The sequence below is a fragment of the Corallococcus exercitus genome (genome assembly GCF_003611585.1).
In the GTDB taxonomy this organism is placed as follows: Bacteria; Myxococcota; Myxococcia; order Myxococcales; family Myxococcaceae; genus Corallococcus; species Corallococcus exercitus.
The window spans coordinates 1-15994 of the sequence record NZ_RAVW01000221.1; the positions used below are offsets into that span (position 1 = coordinate 1).

The following is a 15994-nucleotide window of genomic DNA, read 5'->3' on the forward strand; positions in this document are numbered from 1 at the left end:
GCTGTTGCTGGTGGGGTTCGCGGGGGCGTCGGGGGCCATCGTCTCCAACATGCTGTCGAAGGAGCGCTTCGTCGTCGCCACGGGAGCGACGAGCCGCTTCTTCGCCTACCACCTGCTGGTGAAGCCCGTGCTCGGCGCGTTCGCGGCGCTGATGCTCCTCTTCCTGGAGCAGTCCCGCATGTTGCTGTCGGTGGACACCCAGGCCGGGAACATGTCCGGGGACACCAGCTCCGCCATCCTCCACATCGTCGTGAGCGACAACCAGGCCGTGTTCTTCACGCTGATGGCGTTGGCGGTGGTCGCGGGCTGGTCCGCGGACAAGCTCCTGAGCTCCATCATGGACAAGGTGCTGGGCCGGCTCCTGGGCCAGTCGGAGAAGGTGCTGCCGCCGTCCAGACCCGTGGGCCCGGCGACGCCTGCTCCCCAGGCGCCAGTGACGCGGTGACGCTCAAGCGGGCGTAGGGGCTTCGTGGCGGCGCACGGTCCTCCGGGTGAAGTGGGCCAGCGCGTCCAGCAGCTCGTCCGCCATCCGCAGGGCGCCGGGGCGCCAGGAGGCGGTGAAGCGCGCGTCCATGCTCGTCTGGCGGATGTTGGACAGCCACTCGTGCACCACCCGCTCGGAGTAGCCCGCGCTGCGCGCTGCTTCGTGCAGCAGGGAGTATTCGCGCAGCAGGAAGGTGGAGAACGTGACGGGGTCGTCCGCGCCCAGGGCGATGGGCACCGGCGGCGGCGCATCCTCTTCCGCGCGCGGCGGATTGAGCCGCAGGATGGGATGGTTGCGCAGGTCCAGCAGGTTGCCGATGAGCAGGTTGCTGGACGGGTTCACCTCCACCACGGTCCCGCGCGCGCCCACGTACCGGCGCATCGCGTCCTGCACCGCGCGAAGCGCGGCCACCTCCGACGCATCCAGCGGGATGTCCACCAGCTGCTGCCCGCGCTGGAACACGCGCTCGTCCTCCCGGTACGCCACGAGGAGGCTCCGGACGTGCTCGGCGTTGAGGACCCGGCTCCAGTTCAGCCGGTGGAAGGTGCGACTGAAGGCATCCAGCCCCACGCCGCCCTCCTCACGCGCCAGCGGTGGGCGCCAGAGGTTGTGCAACACGTGATGCGCTTCGGCCAGCACGTGCGGCGCGACGCAATCTCCAAAGACGGACTCGGACAGCTCGCGCAGCTGGTTCTCCACCCGCTGCGTCCGCCCGGGTGGCGCCTCCGCTGCCAGCGCTGGCGGCAGCCGGTAGTCGCCGTACAGCCGCCACTCGAAGACCAGGTCCCACAGCCGGTCCTCGGCGGGCATCATCACCGCGCCCACGGACTCGGCCCACATGCCGGGCTCCACGCCCAGCGCGGTGGCGTGGCCCAGGCGTCCTCCCGTGCGGTCCAGCAGGTAGTGCACGCTCTCGTAGATGCGGCGCAGGCCCTCCATGAGGTGCCGGTAGTCCTCGCCCACGTGCGACGTCAGCCGGAGCGGCGGAGCGCTCCGGGCCTCCCGCCTCGTCGCGGCGCGCGCGGCGCCCCACCGCACGTAGCGGTACAGCGGCGCCAGCACCCACGTGGGCACGCTCAGCTCGTCCGACGCCACGTCCAGCCCCCGCACCAGCCAGAGCGACAGCGGCACCGCTCGCAGCAGGTCCACGAGCGCCTCCACCTGCACCGACTGCGCGGCGAAGTAGTCGGAGAACCGGCCGCCCAGCCGCACCCGTCCCTCGGGGACAGGCTCCGCGTACGTCCCCATGCCGTGCGCGGGCGGCTGGCCCTGCATCCAGTGCCGGGCTGGATCCCGCGCCTTGATGAGGTGCATCACCACGCCGAACTCCGGCGGGCGTCCACCGCCGGAGCGCTCCCCCGTGCGGGCCAGCACGCCCCGCCACGACTGCGTGAGGGAGGCCAGCTCCTCCGCGATGCGGACGGGATCATTCGCGAGGCTCGTGCGGACCTCCAGCGCGGCGATGGGCTGTTCCCCTCCGGCCACCGCGTAGGACACCTCCGCGCGCACGGCGCGCAGGGGCCGCTTCATCACGCCCGGCCGTCCGTAGAAGCGGATGAACCACTGGAGCCCCGCGGTCAGGGGGCGCTGCACGTAGGCGCGATAGCTGAGGCACCGCACGCGCTGGACCTGCCAGAAGAGGCGGTCGAAGTGCACGTCGTGGAGGCCCGCCTGCTCCAGGCCCTCCAGGTGCGTCAGGCCCGCGCGCACCAGCCAGCGCTCCCCGCCGTTGGGGGTGCTCAGCCGCAGCCTCGACGCGACGGGGTCGCACCGCCGCCACACCTCGTCGAGCGTGCCGGGGGGATCCGACACATTGCTGGCGGCCAGCGGATGCAGGTCCTCGTAGAGGCCGCGCAGCTCGTCCAGCGAGGGGAGGACCTCCCGGCGTCCACGGGAGAGCGCCTCCAGCGTCCGCGAGAGCACGCGCCGCCGCTGGGGCAGCCACGCCTGCGACTCCGACAGGCCCTGCACGAACTCCAGGAGCGGAGGCGTCTCGCGGCGCAGGAGGACCTCCGCGAGGACGCAGCGGGTCACCCCGGCCGCGATCAGCCAGCGCAGCATCACCTCCGCGTCATCGAAGGGCAGCCCCGGCCCCGCCAGCATGCCCGGATCCAGCCCCGGGTCGCCCACGGCGGACAGCAGCGACGCCCACAGGAGCGGAAAGTCCATGCCCGCGCCGACGTGGTGGTGGACCTCCGCCACGCCGCGATCCAGCAGGTGGCGCACCAGCAGGGGCGGTTCGATGTCCACCCGCGTGGGAGGAGGCTCCACCGGCACGGCCGCGAGCAACAGGTCCTCCGGCATCGCGAAGGTGAGCCAGCGGTAGTGCGTCAGCGCCTCCACCGCCTCCGCGCCCGTGCCCTGGAAGATGACGGTGACGCCGGGCCGGCGCTCCAGGTGGGTGTCCGCCAGGTGCCGCAGGTAGTGGAGCATCGACACGCCCTGGCGCGGGGCCCGCCGGTGGCGGATGTGCCCCCGCGAGGGAAACCAGAACGCGTCGCGCACGGCGATGATCCGATCCAACGACCAGCCGCTGGCGTGCTCCGACAGGGTCTTCTCGCACTCGCGCCAGAGCGCCCGCGTGGGGCCGCCGGCCTCCGCGTCCAGCGACGGCACCAGCTCCGTCACCGCCGAGCGGAAGGCCCCGAGGCTCGTCAGCGGGAAGCTGGCCACCTCCGCGCGCACGTAGGCCTCCGGGACGCGGCGCGGGGCCAGGTTGCCCGGCGGTGGACGCGGGCCCTCGCCGCTCACGTGCGCTCTTCGGTGGACGCGGAGTCCAGGCGGGGCGTCATGCCCAGCACCACGCCCGTCAGCGGATCCCCGTCGTGGTCCACGACCGCGAACCAGGCCTCCACCACGGTGTCGAGCCAACCGTAGTACGTGTCCGACGCGCGCCCGCCGCCCGCGCCCAGCGCCTGCCGGAGCGACTCCGCCGCGCCGGAGCGGTTCACCGCTTCGCGCACCCGCTGCTGCCGGAAGGCCGTCAGCCGGGACGCCTGGGTGCGCCAGTCCTTCATCAGGGTGTCCCAGCCTCCGCCCTCGATGACCCGTCCCGGCGGCTGGCGCAGCAGCCCTCGCGCGGTGGGAGCGAGCGCGAACTCCGGCAGCACCAGGAGGGGCAGCGTGTTGCGCAGCCAGACCTGCGCCGTCCACAGCCGGTCATACCCGGCGCTGTGCTCGCGGATCCGCGTGATGAGCTCCGCCACCGTGTCGCGCACCTGCTGTTCATACGGCTCCAGCGCGGCGTCCAGGCCGCGCAGGGCGGACACGGCGCCCCGCTGCGCATCCCCCCAGTCCCACCGCCCCAGCGCGAGCCCCGCCACGGAGCAGATGTTCTCCACCCACGCGGCCTGGATGAAGCGCGCACGCAGCGTGGGGTCCTGCCCGTCGCCCGCGGTGAGGAACCCCTTGGAGAACCGCACGAGGAACGCGCGCCACTGCGCGGTGAGGACGGCGAACTCGATGAAGGTGCTCCAGGTGGGAGGCGTCCACCAGAAGTCGGCCTGGATGAAGGGCTCCCCGCGAGCCTGCCCCGCCCAGAGCTCGTGCACGGTCACGACCAGCTCCGGGCTCATCTCGAAGGGCGTCACGTCCGCGCTCAGCACGCGGGGCCGTTCGAACAGCATCAGCACGTCATGCAGGATCATGAACCAGCCGGCGACGTTCGCGGGCAGGGACGCTTCGCGGCCGGAGCCTTCCAGGTCCTGCAGCACCAGCACCACCTCATGGAAGCGGCGCAGGTGCACCTCCGTGCCCAGCACCCGGGCGTGCGCGCCCGTCCCGTTTCCTCCCGGTTCTCGGGGCGGCGCCTGCAGGACGCCGTGGAGGCTGGTGCGCTTGGAGCGGTGGATGGGCTTGCCCGTCAGGTCCATGCAGACACGGCCCTGGTCGTCAGACCGGAGGACCCGGTGGTGCAGCTGCTCGCTCGCCCAGGCCGGCAGGTCGCTTTCGTCGATGGCGTTGCGCAGCATCTCCGTGGCCACGCGGACCGCGGCCTCGCCCTCCTCGGGAGCGGCGGAGGATCCGGCGCCTGACGCGGGCACGGCGGAGGACAGGACCTCGCGCCGGACGGAGTGCCACAGGTCCTGCAGGGTGCGCGCGGGCAGCGTGAGGGCCAGCCTTCCGACGTGGTGGAGGAGCGGCCCGCCCGGGTGCGGCCCGGCGTCACGGGCCTCCTCGCCGTCGGTGCGGAGGGCTTCGCGGTAGCAGCGGGCCACGTCGGGCGTCAGCCGGCCCCCCAGGTCGAAGAGGTCCGCGAAGGAGTCCAGCACCCGCGACTCCGTCCGCTTGCCGCGAGGCAGCTTCATGCGTCGCAGGAGTGCGCCCAGCGACTCCTCCTGACCGTCCACGGGGAAGCGCCAGGCCTCATCCGGCCCCACCGGATCCAGCGCGATGCGGTAGCTGGGAGGCAGCGCGCGGCGCAGCGTGGTGGCGGCCTGGCGGCGTGCGATGGCGAGCGTCTCCTCCTGACCGTGAGAGCCGATGCCGGCCTGTCCTGAGACGATGAGCTCCTTCTGGAAGGAGCGCTCCATGAAGCGCTGGAACTCCTGGTGACCGGCGGCCAGGACGAACCAGAGGTGGGGGCTGGCCACCATGCGCGTGAGCTTCACGATGTTGTAGAGGTGCTCGATGCTGCGGTCCACGTTGTCGATGGGCAGCACGAGCAGCACCTGGTCGCCGCCGGACGCGCCGAAGCGCGGCATGGACAGCGTCCGCGCCACGTCCTCCATGGCGTCCGCGAAGCGCGGCTGGAAGTTGGCGTAGATCTCCGACGCGCGGATCTGCTGCTCCGCGCGCACGCGGGCATCGGTGGTGGACGGGATGTCCTCCCACATGAACGACGCGTCGCGGATGAGGTGATCCAGCTTCCCCCACGTCTCCTCCGCGCCCTCCTCCAGGATGGAAGAGGCCCACCGCGACGACTCGCCACGCGCGCCCTTGGCGTGCCGGGGATGGTCCAGCGCGGCCCGCACGCGGACCAACAGCGCGGCCAGCAGGTTGGCTTGTGACGGGACGGGCTCCAGGTCGAGCGGGTCCAGCCACAGGATGCGCCGTTCGAGCCGCGCGAGCGTCCGCGCCAGCGCGGCCACTTCGGGTGGGCCCGGCGCGCCGACGAAGCGCTTCCAGTCCCGCAGCGCCTGCACGGCGCTGAGCAGGAGCGTCGTCTTCCCGGAGCCCCGGGCGCCGGAGACCAGCAGGCTGGTGGAGAGGTGTTCGGTGCTGGCTCCCGCCGCGTTCGCCCCGTCCTCGCAGGCGGCCTCCAGCCAGGAGAACAGCTCCCGGAGGCCCCTCTGGGTGGGAGTCAGCAGGTCGGCCCACGCGAAGGCCCGCGCCTCTGGAAGCGGGGTGGGCAGGTACGCCGGGCCCGCCTCCGGGGCATCGTTCGGTGTCGTGGCCATGGCCCCGGAGGATGGGCGGGGGACACGGCCGTGCGAATCACCCTGGGGTCAGGCGGGATGTCGCAAGGTGGAAGCAGTGCGGGCGCGGCTACGTTTCAGGAGGCCTGCTCTTTCGCCTCGAAGCGTTGCGCGAGGACGTTCGCGAGACTGGCGCCACAATGGCGCTGGGTCTCCCGGAGGAAGCGGCGGATGGAGCGGGCAGAAACAGACCGTGGGCCTCCCGCCAGCGCCGAAGCCAGCGCGTCACAAGTCAGATGCACGACGCCTTCATTCGACACCGGATCCAGAGCCTCCAGTGAGGCACCTTGTTGCGCGCACCTAAGGTAGGACTCCGTAACAGCGGCCTCCAGGTCCGCCCCTGAGAAGAAGCGCCGGCTCTCCAGGCTATCCCTGTTTTCCAGGAACAACGGAGCCAGGATGTCGTTCAGTTCGGCATCGCTGGGAACAGAAACTCGCTGCCCACCGCGCGCCAAGCGCTTCAGATAGTAGGAGACGATCTCGACGGACTCCTCAAGGTCCGGGGGTGGCACGGGAACGTAACGCCCGAACCGGCCACTGCGAATGACCGCTTCATCGAGCGCACCCAGAAAGTTGGTCGTGCCCACGATGATCCTGCGCAGCCGGCCGGCCCGATCCAATTGGACGAGGAGTTCGTTTACATCCGCCTTCTCGTCGCTGTGCATCTGGCCGTTACGCCGGGAGCGCGCCACCGCGTCCAGTTCGTCGAGCACCAGCATCCGCTTCTCCTGCTCCACGACCCAATCGAACTGTTCGCGGATCATCAGGCTTCCCCAGCCAACGTAGGGCCCCCGCAGGTCCGACGGAGAGAGCAGTCGCACCTCTTGCTCAAGTTCCCCCGCGATGGCCCGGGCAAGCAGCGATTTGCCGCATCCAGGCGGCCCGAAGAAGAGGATCCCCGAAGCCCGCGAGACATTGCGTAGCAATGCGCCCCGACGCTCCGGCCAGATGATGTCGTGCTGGATCCGCTGTTTGACGGCTGTGTAGCCCGCGACGTCATCCAGGCCAGGCAGGCGATCCACATCGCGCTCCACCTTCTCGATGGTGGACTCACGCCGGGCCTCCTCCGGGTCCTTCACCTCCGAGGCGCTCTCCGTGAGCGGCCGTGGCTCGAGCTTCGCGAAGGCGGTCCCCGCTACGGGCACGAGGACCGCTCCTTCTTCACCCAGGTGATGGGCGATGTCCGCCAGGAAAGGACCCGCCCAGAGCAGGGCCTCGCTGGGAACGACGAGCGAGAAGGTTTCCCCTGCCTTGCGCCGCGAGAAGATCTTCCGATGGTAGAAAGACTCCATCGGGCCGCTTCCTGCCAGCGTCTCGACCTCGAAGCTCCCCAGCCCTTCCACATGCAGGTCGGTCCGGGTCACCTCCTGCGTTGCGCCCTCCTCGTCCACGACCTCCACCCGGCTGTGTTCGAACTCGAGTTCCGCATCCGGGCTCCGCAGCCCCACCCACTGCGCCAGGCGAGCCTTCAGTGACAGTGCCGTGGCGCTCTCGTTGCTGCCCTTGAACCGGGAAAGGGGAGCACGCTTGAGCGTTTCTCCCCAGGAGTTCATCGCCTGCGCTGCGCCATGGGCGCAGGCCTCCCGGCCCCACAGCACCAGCTTCAGCGGGGACAGTTCCGCCACGACAGCATCCGTGGCCTTCTCGGGTTTGCCTCCCACCATCAACAAGAGCCGCGAGACGGGCGTGCCGTCACTGGCGATCGCTGTCGCGTCAAACTCGAAGACAGGGCCCGGCCAGGCGGAAAGCAGGCGTTGGAGATCCACAGGGGCGTCCACATCGCGCCGGAGCGCAACGAGGTTGAGCGTGCGCGGTTCGTCCTGGAGCCGGGGCCCATCCGAGGCCAAGACGGACGGCTTGAGGTAGCCATGCAAAAGCGTTGGGGGACCGCGGACCACCTTCGGCGCCGGAGGTTCGCCGCTGCCCGTGCGGATGAAGCGCTGGGCTGCGCGATATGCCCAACCCATCACGCCTTCCCAAGTGGCCTGGAGCCAGTCCGTGGTGCTGCGGCTGTCGGGCAGATAGAGGAGCGCGAGGACAGGCTCGGGAGCTGTCAGGGCGCGAAGAAACGCGATCTCCCGGTCCTGAGAAAGGCCCAGCGCACTGGGCCAGAAGGGTTGGGGCAGCGCGAAGGATGAGGGCAGGCCCGGTTCCGGTTCCTCATCCGGGTCCTGCTTCACGCCACCTTCGTCAATGGTGGAGGGATCAATCAGGGCGTCCCTCAGCCCCAGGACAAACGGCGCGTAGCGATCCCAGCTGCCCGTCGTGGGTTTGACCTCCAGGCCTGCCCGCTCAAGCTGGCGCACGACATTCCCCAGCGATGAGCGTTGCATCTTGACGTCCGACGCGTAGCCAAACGCCTTGACCAGATCCGCGAGCGACGACTGGCCGGCCAGACTCAGCGAATTGCTGAACTTGGCCTGGCGTCTGCGCGCATCCGCCATTCCCAGGGCCAGTGGCTCCACATCGGACCGGGACACGCGTTCCAGCGTGTTGTCCTGCAACGGCAGCCGGACCGTAAGCGTGTTGCCGTTGCGCCGGGTCACGATCCCGATGGGGTTGCCCGTCTGATGCTTGAGGACGACGGTATCTCCAATCAGGACCTTCATGACGCTCCCCCTCATTCCGAGAGATGGGCATGCTGCGGGCATGCCTTCGAGTCCGAGCATCACACCCCACGGGGCGGATCCAGGCCATCCCTCCTAAGAGCCTATTTCGCTAGGGAAGAAGGTCGGCCACCTGCCGGGTTGAAGAGGCAGGAGGACGCGGCCATGGGGTAGTGAAGAAGGACGACGGCTGGCGGGTGCCGGACGAGCTGTGGCGACGCATCGAGTCGCTGCTGCCGGCCCGTCCAGAGCACCCGCTGGGGTGCCATAACCCACGCGTGCCCGACCGGCAGGCCCTGGACGGGATTCTGCTGGTGCTGCGCACGGGGATGCAGTGGGGCGCGTTGAAGGCCATGGGCCTGTGCCATCCGTCCTCGGCCTACCGACGCTTCCGGGAATGGTTGTCTGCGGGCGTCTTCCGTGAGTTCTGGCGTCAGGGACTGCTCGCCTATGACGGCCTGGCGAAGATTGATTGGCGGTGGCTGGCGCTGGACGGAACCCAGGGCAAGGCGCCGCTGGGCGGGGGAAAAAACCGGCCCCAATCCCACCGACAGGGCGAAGCGGGGCACCAAGAGAAGCCTGCTGACGGACTCGCGTGGCGTCCCCCTCGGCCTCGTGGTCGCTGGCGCCAACACGAACGACTTCAAGCTGGCGCGCTCCACGCTTGAATCGATTCCAGTCCGAAGGCCCCTACCGAGTCGGAGCCGTCGTCAGACGCTGTGTGTCGACCTGGGGTATGCCTTCAGGCCCGTGCGCGAGTTGGCCCAGGAGTATGGCTTCACGCTCCGGGCGCCGAGACGACGCTCCCAGCTCAGTCCCAAGCGCTCACGGCGTCGACGCCCTTCGCCACGATGGGTCGTCGAGCGAACCCACTCCTGGCTCAACCGCTTCCGACGGCTGCTGGTGCGCTGGGAGAAGCGAGAGGACACCTACGTGGCGATGCTGCACTTCGCGCTGGGCATCATCACTTGGTTCCACTCGCTCCTACCGAAATAGGCTTTAAGGGGGATTGCGTCGGCCGCCTACCCGTCGAAGCACGGCCCGCTCTGGCGGACCTCGACGGTGGACCACTCCGCGGCGGGGCACTGGGTGGCCAGCTCCAGCGCCTCCTCGCGCGTCTTCACGTCCACCAGGAAGAAGCCGCCGATGATCTCCTTGGATTCGGTGAACGGCCCGTCGCTGAAGCTTAGCTTCCCATCGCGCCGCTCCACCCGGACGCCCTCCGCGTCCGAACGCAGTGAGTCCGCGGCCTGGAGGATACCTCGCGCCTTGAGCGCCGCGCCGAAGCTCAGCATCCGCTCCATGCGCTCCGCCGCCACCCGCTTCTCCTCCACCGTCTGGGGCTTCCCGCCCCCGGTCTGCATCACCACCAGCATGTACGACATGGCCTGCTCCTTGTTGGGGCGCAGCCTATGCCATCGGTCTGACGAGACCGCCACTACCCGCCGGGCCATGAATACCGGGCTTAAAACGAATACCCTTGTCAGCCCTGCTTGCGAGGCTGACGACCCATGCGCACCTCTCCCCTCTCCCTGTCCCTGCTGCTGACCCTGGCGGCCTTCGGCGGCTGCCGGAACGACGACCCACCAGGGCCCTCCCCGCTCAAGGCCACCCTCCACCGCACCGCCTACGGCGTCCCCCACATCCAGGCCGACGGGTATCGCGGCCTGGGCGCCGGCATCGGCTACGCACAGGCACAGGACGCGGTCTGCATCCTCGCGGATCAGTTCCTCAAGGTCCGTGGCGAGCGCGCGCGTTACCTGGGACGCGGGCCCCAGGACGCGTTCCTCGAGAGCGACTTCACCTATCGCGGACTCGCGCTGCGCACCCGCGCCGAGGCCACCTTCGCGGAGCAGTCGCAGGAGTTGCGTGAACTCGTGCAGGGCTACGCCGCCGGCTACAACCAGTACCTCGCGGACGTGCCGGCGGATCAACGTCCCGCGCCGTGCCGTGGCGCGGCCTGGGTGAAGCCCATCAGCGCGTACGACCTGCTGGCGTACCACCTGGACCTGTCGCTGTTCGACACGCTGGTGCCGCTGCTCGGCTACGTGGGGAACGCCCAGCCGCCGGGCGTGGAGGCGGGAGGCCAGGGCCGCCAGTCGCGTCCGCTCGCGCTGCCGCAGCGCAAGGACGAACTGGGCAGCAACGGCTGGGCGCTGGGCCGGGAGAAGACCGCCAGCGGCCGGGGCATGCTCGTCGCCAACCCGCACTTCCCCTGGGAGGGCAGCCTCCGCTTCCACGAGAGCCACCAAACCATCCCCGGCAAGCTCGACGTGTACGGCGTGTCCCTGCTGGGCGTGCCGGTGATCAACATCGGCTTCAACCGGGACCTCGCGTGGACCCACACCGTGACGGCGTCGAGCCACATGACGCTGTACCGGCTCAAGCTCGTGCCGGGCGACCCCACGGCGTATGTCTACGACGGCGCGATCCGCCGCATGACGTCGCGGACCGTCACCGTCGACGTGCGCGGGGACGACGGCGCCATGACGAAGGCGACGCGCACGTTCTGGCGCAGCCACTATGGCCCCATGCTCGCGGGCCCCGGCGCGGACTGGACGGATGAACTCGCGTACACGACGCGCGACGCCACGGAGAACAACAACCGGTTCGCGGAACACTGGCTGCGCCTGAACAAGGCCCGGAGCCTCAACGAGGCCGCGGACGTGGAGCGCACGGTGCGCGGCGCGCCCTGGGTGAACACGCTCCTGACCAGCCCGGACGGCGACACGCGCTACGTGGACGCGTCCCGGGTCCCCTACCTGAGCCCCGCCACCGTCGTGGCCTACCGCGACTCGCTCGAGTCCACCCCGGACGCGCCGGTGTTCGCGTCGCTGGGGCTCATCCTCCTGGACGGCAGCACGTCCCGCGACGAATGGGTGGGCCTGGACGGCGAGTCGCAAGGCCTGGTGCCGACGACCGTCATGCCTCAGCTCACCCGGACGGACTTCGTGATGAACGCGAATGACCCCGCGACCTTCGCGAACCCCGCCGAGCCCCTGCTCAACCTGCCCTTCCTCTACGAAATCTTCGGGACGCGGGGCCGCATGAGCACGCGCTCGCACATGAACCTCACCCTGATCACCGAGCAGGGAGAGACCGCGGCGTCCGGGAGCGACGGGCGCTTCACGCGCGAGGAGGCCGAGCAGGCCATCCTGAGCAACCGGACCTGGGTGGCGGAGCAGCTGCGCACGGCCGTCGCGCGGCGCTGCGAGGGCGCGGGGCCTGTCATCGTCGACGACGCGCGGGTGTACATCACGGAGGCGTGCCAGCTGCTCGCGACGTGGGACGGCCGTCTGGACCTGGATCGCAAGGGTGCCATCGTCTGGCGCGAGTTCCTGAACGGCTTCAGCCGCTCCGACCTCGTGGACAAGGGCGCCCTCTTCGCGCAGCCCTTCGACGCGGCCCGGGCGGCGGTGACGCCGGCCGGACTGGTGCCCGCCCCGGCGGCTGGCGTGGATCCGGTGAACCAGAAGCTGGCGGAGGCCGTGGCGCTCCTGAGCAAGGCGGGCATCGCGGTGCGCGCGAAGCTGGGGGACGTGCAGTTCGCGTGGAAGGGGGACCGCAAGGTGCCGCTGCATGGCGGCGCGGCCTTCGAGGGCGTCACCAACGTCGTGGGCTATTCCGGAGTGAACGCGACGCTGCTACCGCAGTCCCAGCCGCAGGGTCCGCTGCTCTCCCCGGGCACGGGGCTCACACCGGAGGGCTACCTGGTCGACTTCGGGACCAGCTTCCTGATGGTGATGGAGTTCACGCCGGAGGGCCCGCGCGCGGACGCGGTCCTCTCCTACGCGCAGTCCACCGACCCGGCGTCTCCGCACTTCGCGGACCAGACGGACCTCTTCTCCGGCAAGCACTTCCGGCCCGTGCTCTTCAACGAAGCGGACATCCTCGCGGACCCGGCGCTCACGACGACGGAGCTGACCATCGACGCCACGTCGAAGCTCGAATAGCGGCGCGTGCACAGGTTGTGGGTGAGCCCTTCGTGCCCAAGAGAAGTACGTCGTGGCCAACGCGGACGAGGGCGACGCGGGCGCGTACATCGACCGGTTCCTGATGGAGGAGGATCCCCACGCCGTGCTGGAGGGCCTGCTGCTGGCGGCGTACGCGGTGGGGGCCCGCCGGGCGACGGTCTCCGTGCGCAAGGAGTACCCGCTGGCCGCCTGCGTCCTGCACGTGGCCCACCGGGCGGGCCTGCTGGGGGCCGCGCATCCTGGGCCGCGGCAGCTACCTGTGCGGCGTGGAGGTCTTCATCAACGCCGTCACCGGCCCGCATCAGGACGGGTACACCCATACGCCCGACCACAAGGTCACGGCCGTCCGGGTGGAGCGCGCGGAGTAGCGGGGGCGCGGCGGCGAGCGGCGCCCCGCTCGTGGCACCCCGCACTCCGCCTCCCTACCCTCATTCCCGAGGACCCGGGGTCCTGGCCGGGAGGAGCCGTGAGCGACGCACAGTCCCAGACCGCGCTGAGCGCGCTGCGCATCGACCGCTCCGCCGCCCCCCTGAAGCGCCAGCGCAGGCTGCGCTGGCTCATCCCCGCGGCGCTGCTGCTCGCGGTGCTCGTCGCGGTGGCGGCCGCGGTGGCACGCCGCACGCCCACCGTGCGCGTGGCGGAGGTGCGCGAGCCGCTCCCCGGGGAGCAGCAGACGGAGCTGTCCGCGTCCGGCTACGTCGACTCGCGGCGCCGCTCGGTCATCGCGCCGCTCATCGCCGGACAGCTCGTGGAGGTCACCGTGGAGGAGGGAGAGCCCGTGCGGCAGGGGCAGGTGATGGCCCGGCTGGATGACCGGGACGCCCGCGTGGTGCTGGACCGCGCGGAGGCGGAGGTGCGGGCCGCCGGCGCCCGGCTCGGCGCCGCCCAGGCCCAGGCCCTCAACGCCGAGCGCACCACCGAGCGCACGCGCAACCTCGCGAGGCAGGGCGCCGTCTCCCGGGCCCAGCTGCTCGACGTGGAGACCGCGGGCCGCGCGACGCTGGAGTCCCTCAACCTGGCCAAAGCGCAGCTCGCCATCGCCCGCCGGGCGCGCGAGGCAGCCCGCCTCCAGCTCGCGCACACCGTGGTGCGCGCGCCGTTCGACGGCACCGTGTCGAAGAAGCTCGCGAACGAGGGCGCGGTGCTCGCGCCGGCCGCCCTCACCGGCACCAACCTGGGCGGCATCGTCGAGCTGGTGGACCTCCACGCCCTGGAGGTCGAGGCGGAGGTCAGCGAGGAGCAGCTGTCGCGCATCCACACCGGCCAGCCCACGCTCATCTTCCTGGACGCCCTGCCCGAGCGCGCCTTCCCCGGCCAGGTGGCCACGGTGCGCCCCGCCATCGACCGCTCCAAGGCCACCGCCACGGTGCTGGTGCGCTTCCAGTCCGTCCCCCAGGGCGCGCTGCCGGACATGGGCGCCAAGGTGTCCTTCCTCCGCCAGCCGCTGCCCCCGGGCGAGCTGGACGCCCACAACCAGCCCCAGCGCGTGCCCGCCAGCGCGGTGGTGCACGACGGCAAGGGCGACGCCGTGTGGGTGGTGAAGGACGCGCGGCTCACCCGCCAGCCGGTGCGCGTGGGCGGGCGCGTGGGCGACGAGGTGTCACTGACACAGGGGCCCCGCGCGGGCACGCAGGTGGTGGTGGCGCCGGACCCGAAGCGCCTGCGCGACGGCCGGCGCGTGAAGGTGGAGACGGGGGGCGGATGAGCCAGGACGCCCTGTCAGCTCCGGCCCCCGCCATGGTGCGTCTCCAGGGCGTGTCCAAGACGTACCGGCGCGGCACGGTGGAGGTGCCCGTGCTGGCGGCGGTGGACCTGACCATCGACACCGGTGCCTTCGAGGCCTTCATGGGGCCGTCCGGCTCCGGCAAGTCCACGCTGCTCAACCTGGTCTCCGGGCTGGACCGGCCCACCACCGGCAGCGTCGAGGTGGCCGGCCGCGACCTGGCGGAGATGGATGACCGCGCGCTGAGCGACTGGCGCGCCGCGCACGTGGGCTTCGTCTTCCAGCTGTACAACCTCATCCCGGTGCTCACCGCGGCGGAGAACGTGGAGCTGCCCCTGCTGCTCACGCCGCTGACGCGCGGGGAGCGGCGCCGGCACGTGGCCGCCGCGCTGGAGCTGGTGGGCCTCACCCACCGCGTGAGCCACCGTCCGCCGCAGCTGTCCGGCGGCGAGCAGCAGCGCGTGGCCATCGCCCGCGCCATCGTGTCCGACCCGGACCTCATCATCGCGGACGAGCCCACCGGGGACCTGGACCGCAAGGCGGCGGAGGCCGTGCTGGACCTCTTCGGCGTGCTCCACCGGGACCTGCACAAGACGCTCGTCATGGTGACGCACGACCCGCACGCCGCGGAGCGCGCCGAGCGCGTGCACCACCTGGACAAGGGGGTGCTCCAGTGAACTACGTGGGACTGGCGGGCCGGGACCTGCTGCGCAACCCGCTGCGGCTGACGCTGACCATCCTTGCGGGCGCGGTGGGCGTGACGGCCTTCATCTTCCTGAGCACCGTCGTCGACCTCTTCTATTACAACGCGCGGGCCGCGCAGGTGGACCGGCTCATCGTCCGCAACAAGGTGTCCTTCACCCAGCCGCTGCCGCTGTCCTACTACGCGCGCATCGCCGCGCTGCCGGGCGTCACCTCCGTCACGCACCAGGAGTGGTTCGGCGGCATGCTGGGCGACTCGCAGAAGGACTTCTTCGCCAACTTCGCCATCGACCCCCACACCTTCCTGGACGTGTTCCCGGAGTTCATCGTCCCGCCCCAGCAGCTGGCCACCTTTCGCGGTGACCCGTGCGGCGCGCTCGTGGGGGAGCGGCTGGCCCGGCGCTTCGGCTGGAAGGTCGGGGACCGCGTGACGCTCAAGGGGCAGATCTACCCCGGCGACTGGACGTTCAACGTGCGCGGCATCTACACCGGCGCGCGCCCCGGCGTGGACACCACCGCGCTGATGTTCGGCTACCGCTGCCTCAACGAGAGCGACCGGCTGACGGAGGCGCGCAAGGACCAGGTGGGCATCTACGCGGTGCGCGTGGATGACCCGGCGCGCTCGGCGGGGGTGGCGGCGGCCATCGACCACCTGTTCGACAACAGCCCCTACCCGACGAAGACGGAGAGCGAGAAGGCCTTCCAGCTGGGCTTCGTGGCCATGTCCTCGGCCATCGTCACCGCGGTGCGGGTGGTGTCCTCCGTCATCCTGCTCATCATCCTGCTCGTCATCGGCAACACGCTGGCCATGGGCGTGCGCGAGCGCACCCGCGACATCGCCACCCTGCGCGCCATGGGCTTCCGCCCGCGCACCGTGGTGGCGCTGGTGCTGTCCGAGTCCGCCGTCATCGGCCTGTGCTCCGCGGCGCTGGGCGTGACGGCCGCGCCGCTGCTGGTCAACGTCTTCGCGAAGCTCATCGCCGCGCGGTTCGGCCCCATGCCGGACCACCTCACGCGCGGACACACGCTGTGGGTGTCCGCGCTCGCGGCGGTGGGGGTGGCCCTGCTGGCGGGCGTGGGGCCGGCCC

At 70.9% G+C, this 15994-nt stretch carries 10 protein-coding genes and 1 pseudogene; 7 read left to right on the plus strand and 4 right to left on the minus strand.

What is annotated here, in order from left to right; translation table 11 throughout:
• The coding region (locus tag D7W79_RS43805; RefSeq protein WP_158617041.1) for a hypothetical protein at positions 1 to 445 on the plus strand (445 nt) is incomplete at its 5' end.
• A 3-nt stretch (positions 446 to 448) separates the two neighbouring features.
• Here the strand turns inward: D7W79_RS43805 and D7W79_RS24840 are convergent.
• The 3 genes from D7W79_RS24840 to D7W79_RS24850 all read right to left on the minus strand — a co-directional run bounded on the left by D7W79_RS24840 (position 449) and on the right by D7W79_RS24850 (position 8510).
• Positions 449 to 3235: an amidohydrolase family protein gene (locus tag D7W79_RS24840; protein WP_120527878.1), complete on the minus strand. Its 2787-nt coding sequence runs from the start codon at positions 3233 to 3235 to the stop codon at positions 449 to 451.
• A complete protein-coding gene (locus D7W79_RS24845) occupies positions 3232 to 5883 on the minus strand; it encodes a hypothetical protein (RefSeq protein WP_120527879.1) in 2652 nt (883 codons plus the stop codon). Before D7W79_RS24845 ends, D7W79_RS24840 begins: the two co-directional genes overlap by 4 nt.
• A 95-nt stretch (positions 5884 to 5978) precedes the next feature.
• Positions 5979 to 8510 (minus strand): AAA family ATPase, encoded by a 2532-nt coding sequence (locus D7W79_RS24850; protein WP_158617042.1) that lies wholly within the window; start codon positions 8508 to 8510, stop codon positions 5979 to 5981.
• Between the two features lie 194 nt (positions 8511 to 8704).
• On the opposite strand from D7W79_RS24850, the gene D7W79_RS24855 reads away from it, so the two are divergent.
• Positions 8705 to 9503 (plus strand): IS5 family transposase gene (locus D7W79_RS24855; protein WP_439099225.1). Its coding sequence is split into 2 segments (ribosomal slippage): positions 8705 to 9025 and positions 9027 to 9503, totalling 798 coding nucleotides; the frame shifts between segments, so codons are not numbered across the junction.
• 26 nt (positions 9504 to 9529) lie between these two features.
• On the opposite strand, the gene D7W79_RS24860 is transcribed toward D7W79_RS24855, so the two are convergent.
• Positions 9530 to 9892, minus strand: a complete 363-nt coding sequence (locus D7W79_RS24860) for a YciI family protein (RefSeq protein WP_120527881.1) — start codon at positions 9890 to 9892, stop codon at positions 9530 to 9532.
• 126 nt (positions 9893 to 10018) lie between these two features.
• On the opposite strand from D7W79_RS24860, the gene D7W79_RS24865 reads away from it, so the two are divergent.
• The 5 genes and pseudogenes from D7W79_RS24865 to D7W79_RS24880 form a co-directional block, all read left to right on the plus strand.
• Positions 10019 to 12460, plus strand: a complete 2442-nt coding sequence (locus tag D7W79_RS24865) for a penicillin acylase family protein (protein ID WP_120527882.1) — start codon at positions 10019 to 10021, stop codon at positions 12458 to 12460.
• A gap of 46 nt (positions 12461 to 12506) precedes the next feature.
• A pseudogene (locus D7W79_RS46105) lies at positions 12507 to 12677 on the plus strand (NADH-quinone oxidoreductase subunit L); the annotation flags it as partial.
• Between the two features lie 270 nt (positions 12678 to 12947).
• Positions 12948 to 14186, plus strand: coding sequence for an efflux RND transporter periplasmic adaptor subunit (locus D7W79_RS24870; RefSeq protein ID WP_147442039.1), 1239 nt, complete (start codon positions 12948 to 12950; stop codon positions 14184 to 14186).
• Complete coding sequence (locus D7W79_RS24875; RefSeq protein ID WP_120527884.1) at positions 14183 to 14881, plus strand: ABC transporter ATP-binding protein; 699 nt, start codon at positions 14183 to 14185, stop codon at positions 14879 to 14881. Before D7W79_RS24870 ends, D7W79_RS24875 begins: the two co-directional genes overlap by 4 nt.
• The coding region (locus D7W79_RS24880) for an ABC transporter permease (RefSeq protein ID WP_120527885.1) at positions 14878 to 15994 on the plus strand (1117 nt) is incomplete at its 3' end. The genes D7W79_RS24875 and D7W79_RS24880, both read left to right, overlap by 4 nt.

Coding starts and splice junctions, on each gene's coding strand:
- D7W79_RS24845 (WP_120527879.1), bottom strand. CDS start 5,883: ATGGCCACGACACCGAACGATGCCCCGGAGGCGGGCCCGGCGTACCTG.
- D7W79_RS24850 (WP_158617042.1), bottom strand. CDS start 8,510: ATGAAGGTCCTGATTGGAGATACCGTCGTCCTCAAGCATCAGACGGGC.
- D7W79_RS24860 (WP_120527881.1), bottom strand. CDS start 9,892: ATGTCGTACATGCTGGTGGTGATGCAGACCGGGGGCGGGAAGCCCCAG.
- D7W79_RS24875 (WP_120527884.1), top strand. CDS start 14,183: ATGAGCCAGGACGCCCTGTCAGCTCCGGCCCCCGCCATGGTGCGTCTC.
- D7W79_RS24865 (WP_120527882.1), top strand. CDS start 10,019: ATGCGCACCTCTCCCCTCTCCCTGTCCCTGCTGCTGACCCTGGCGGCC.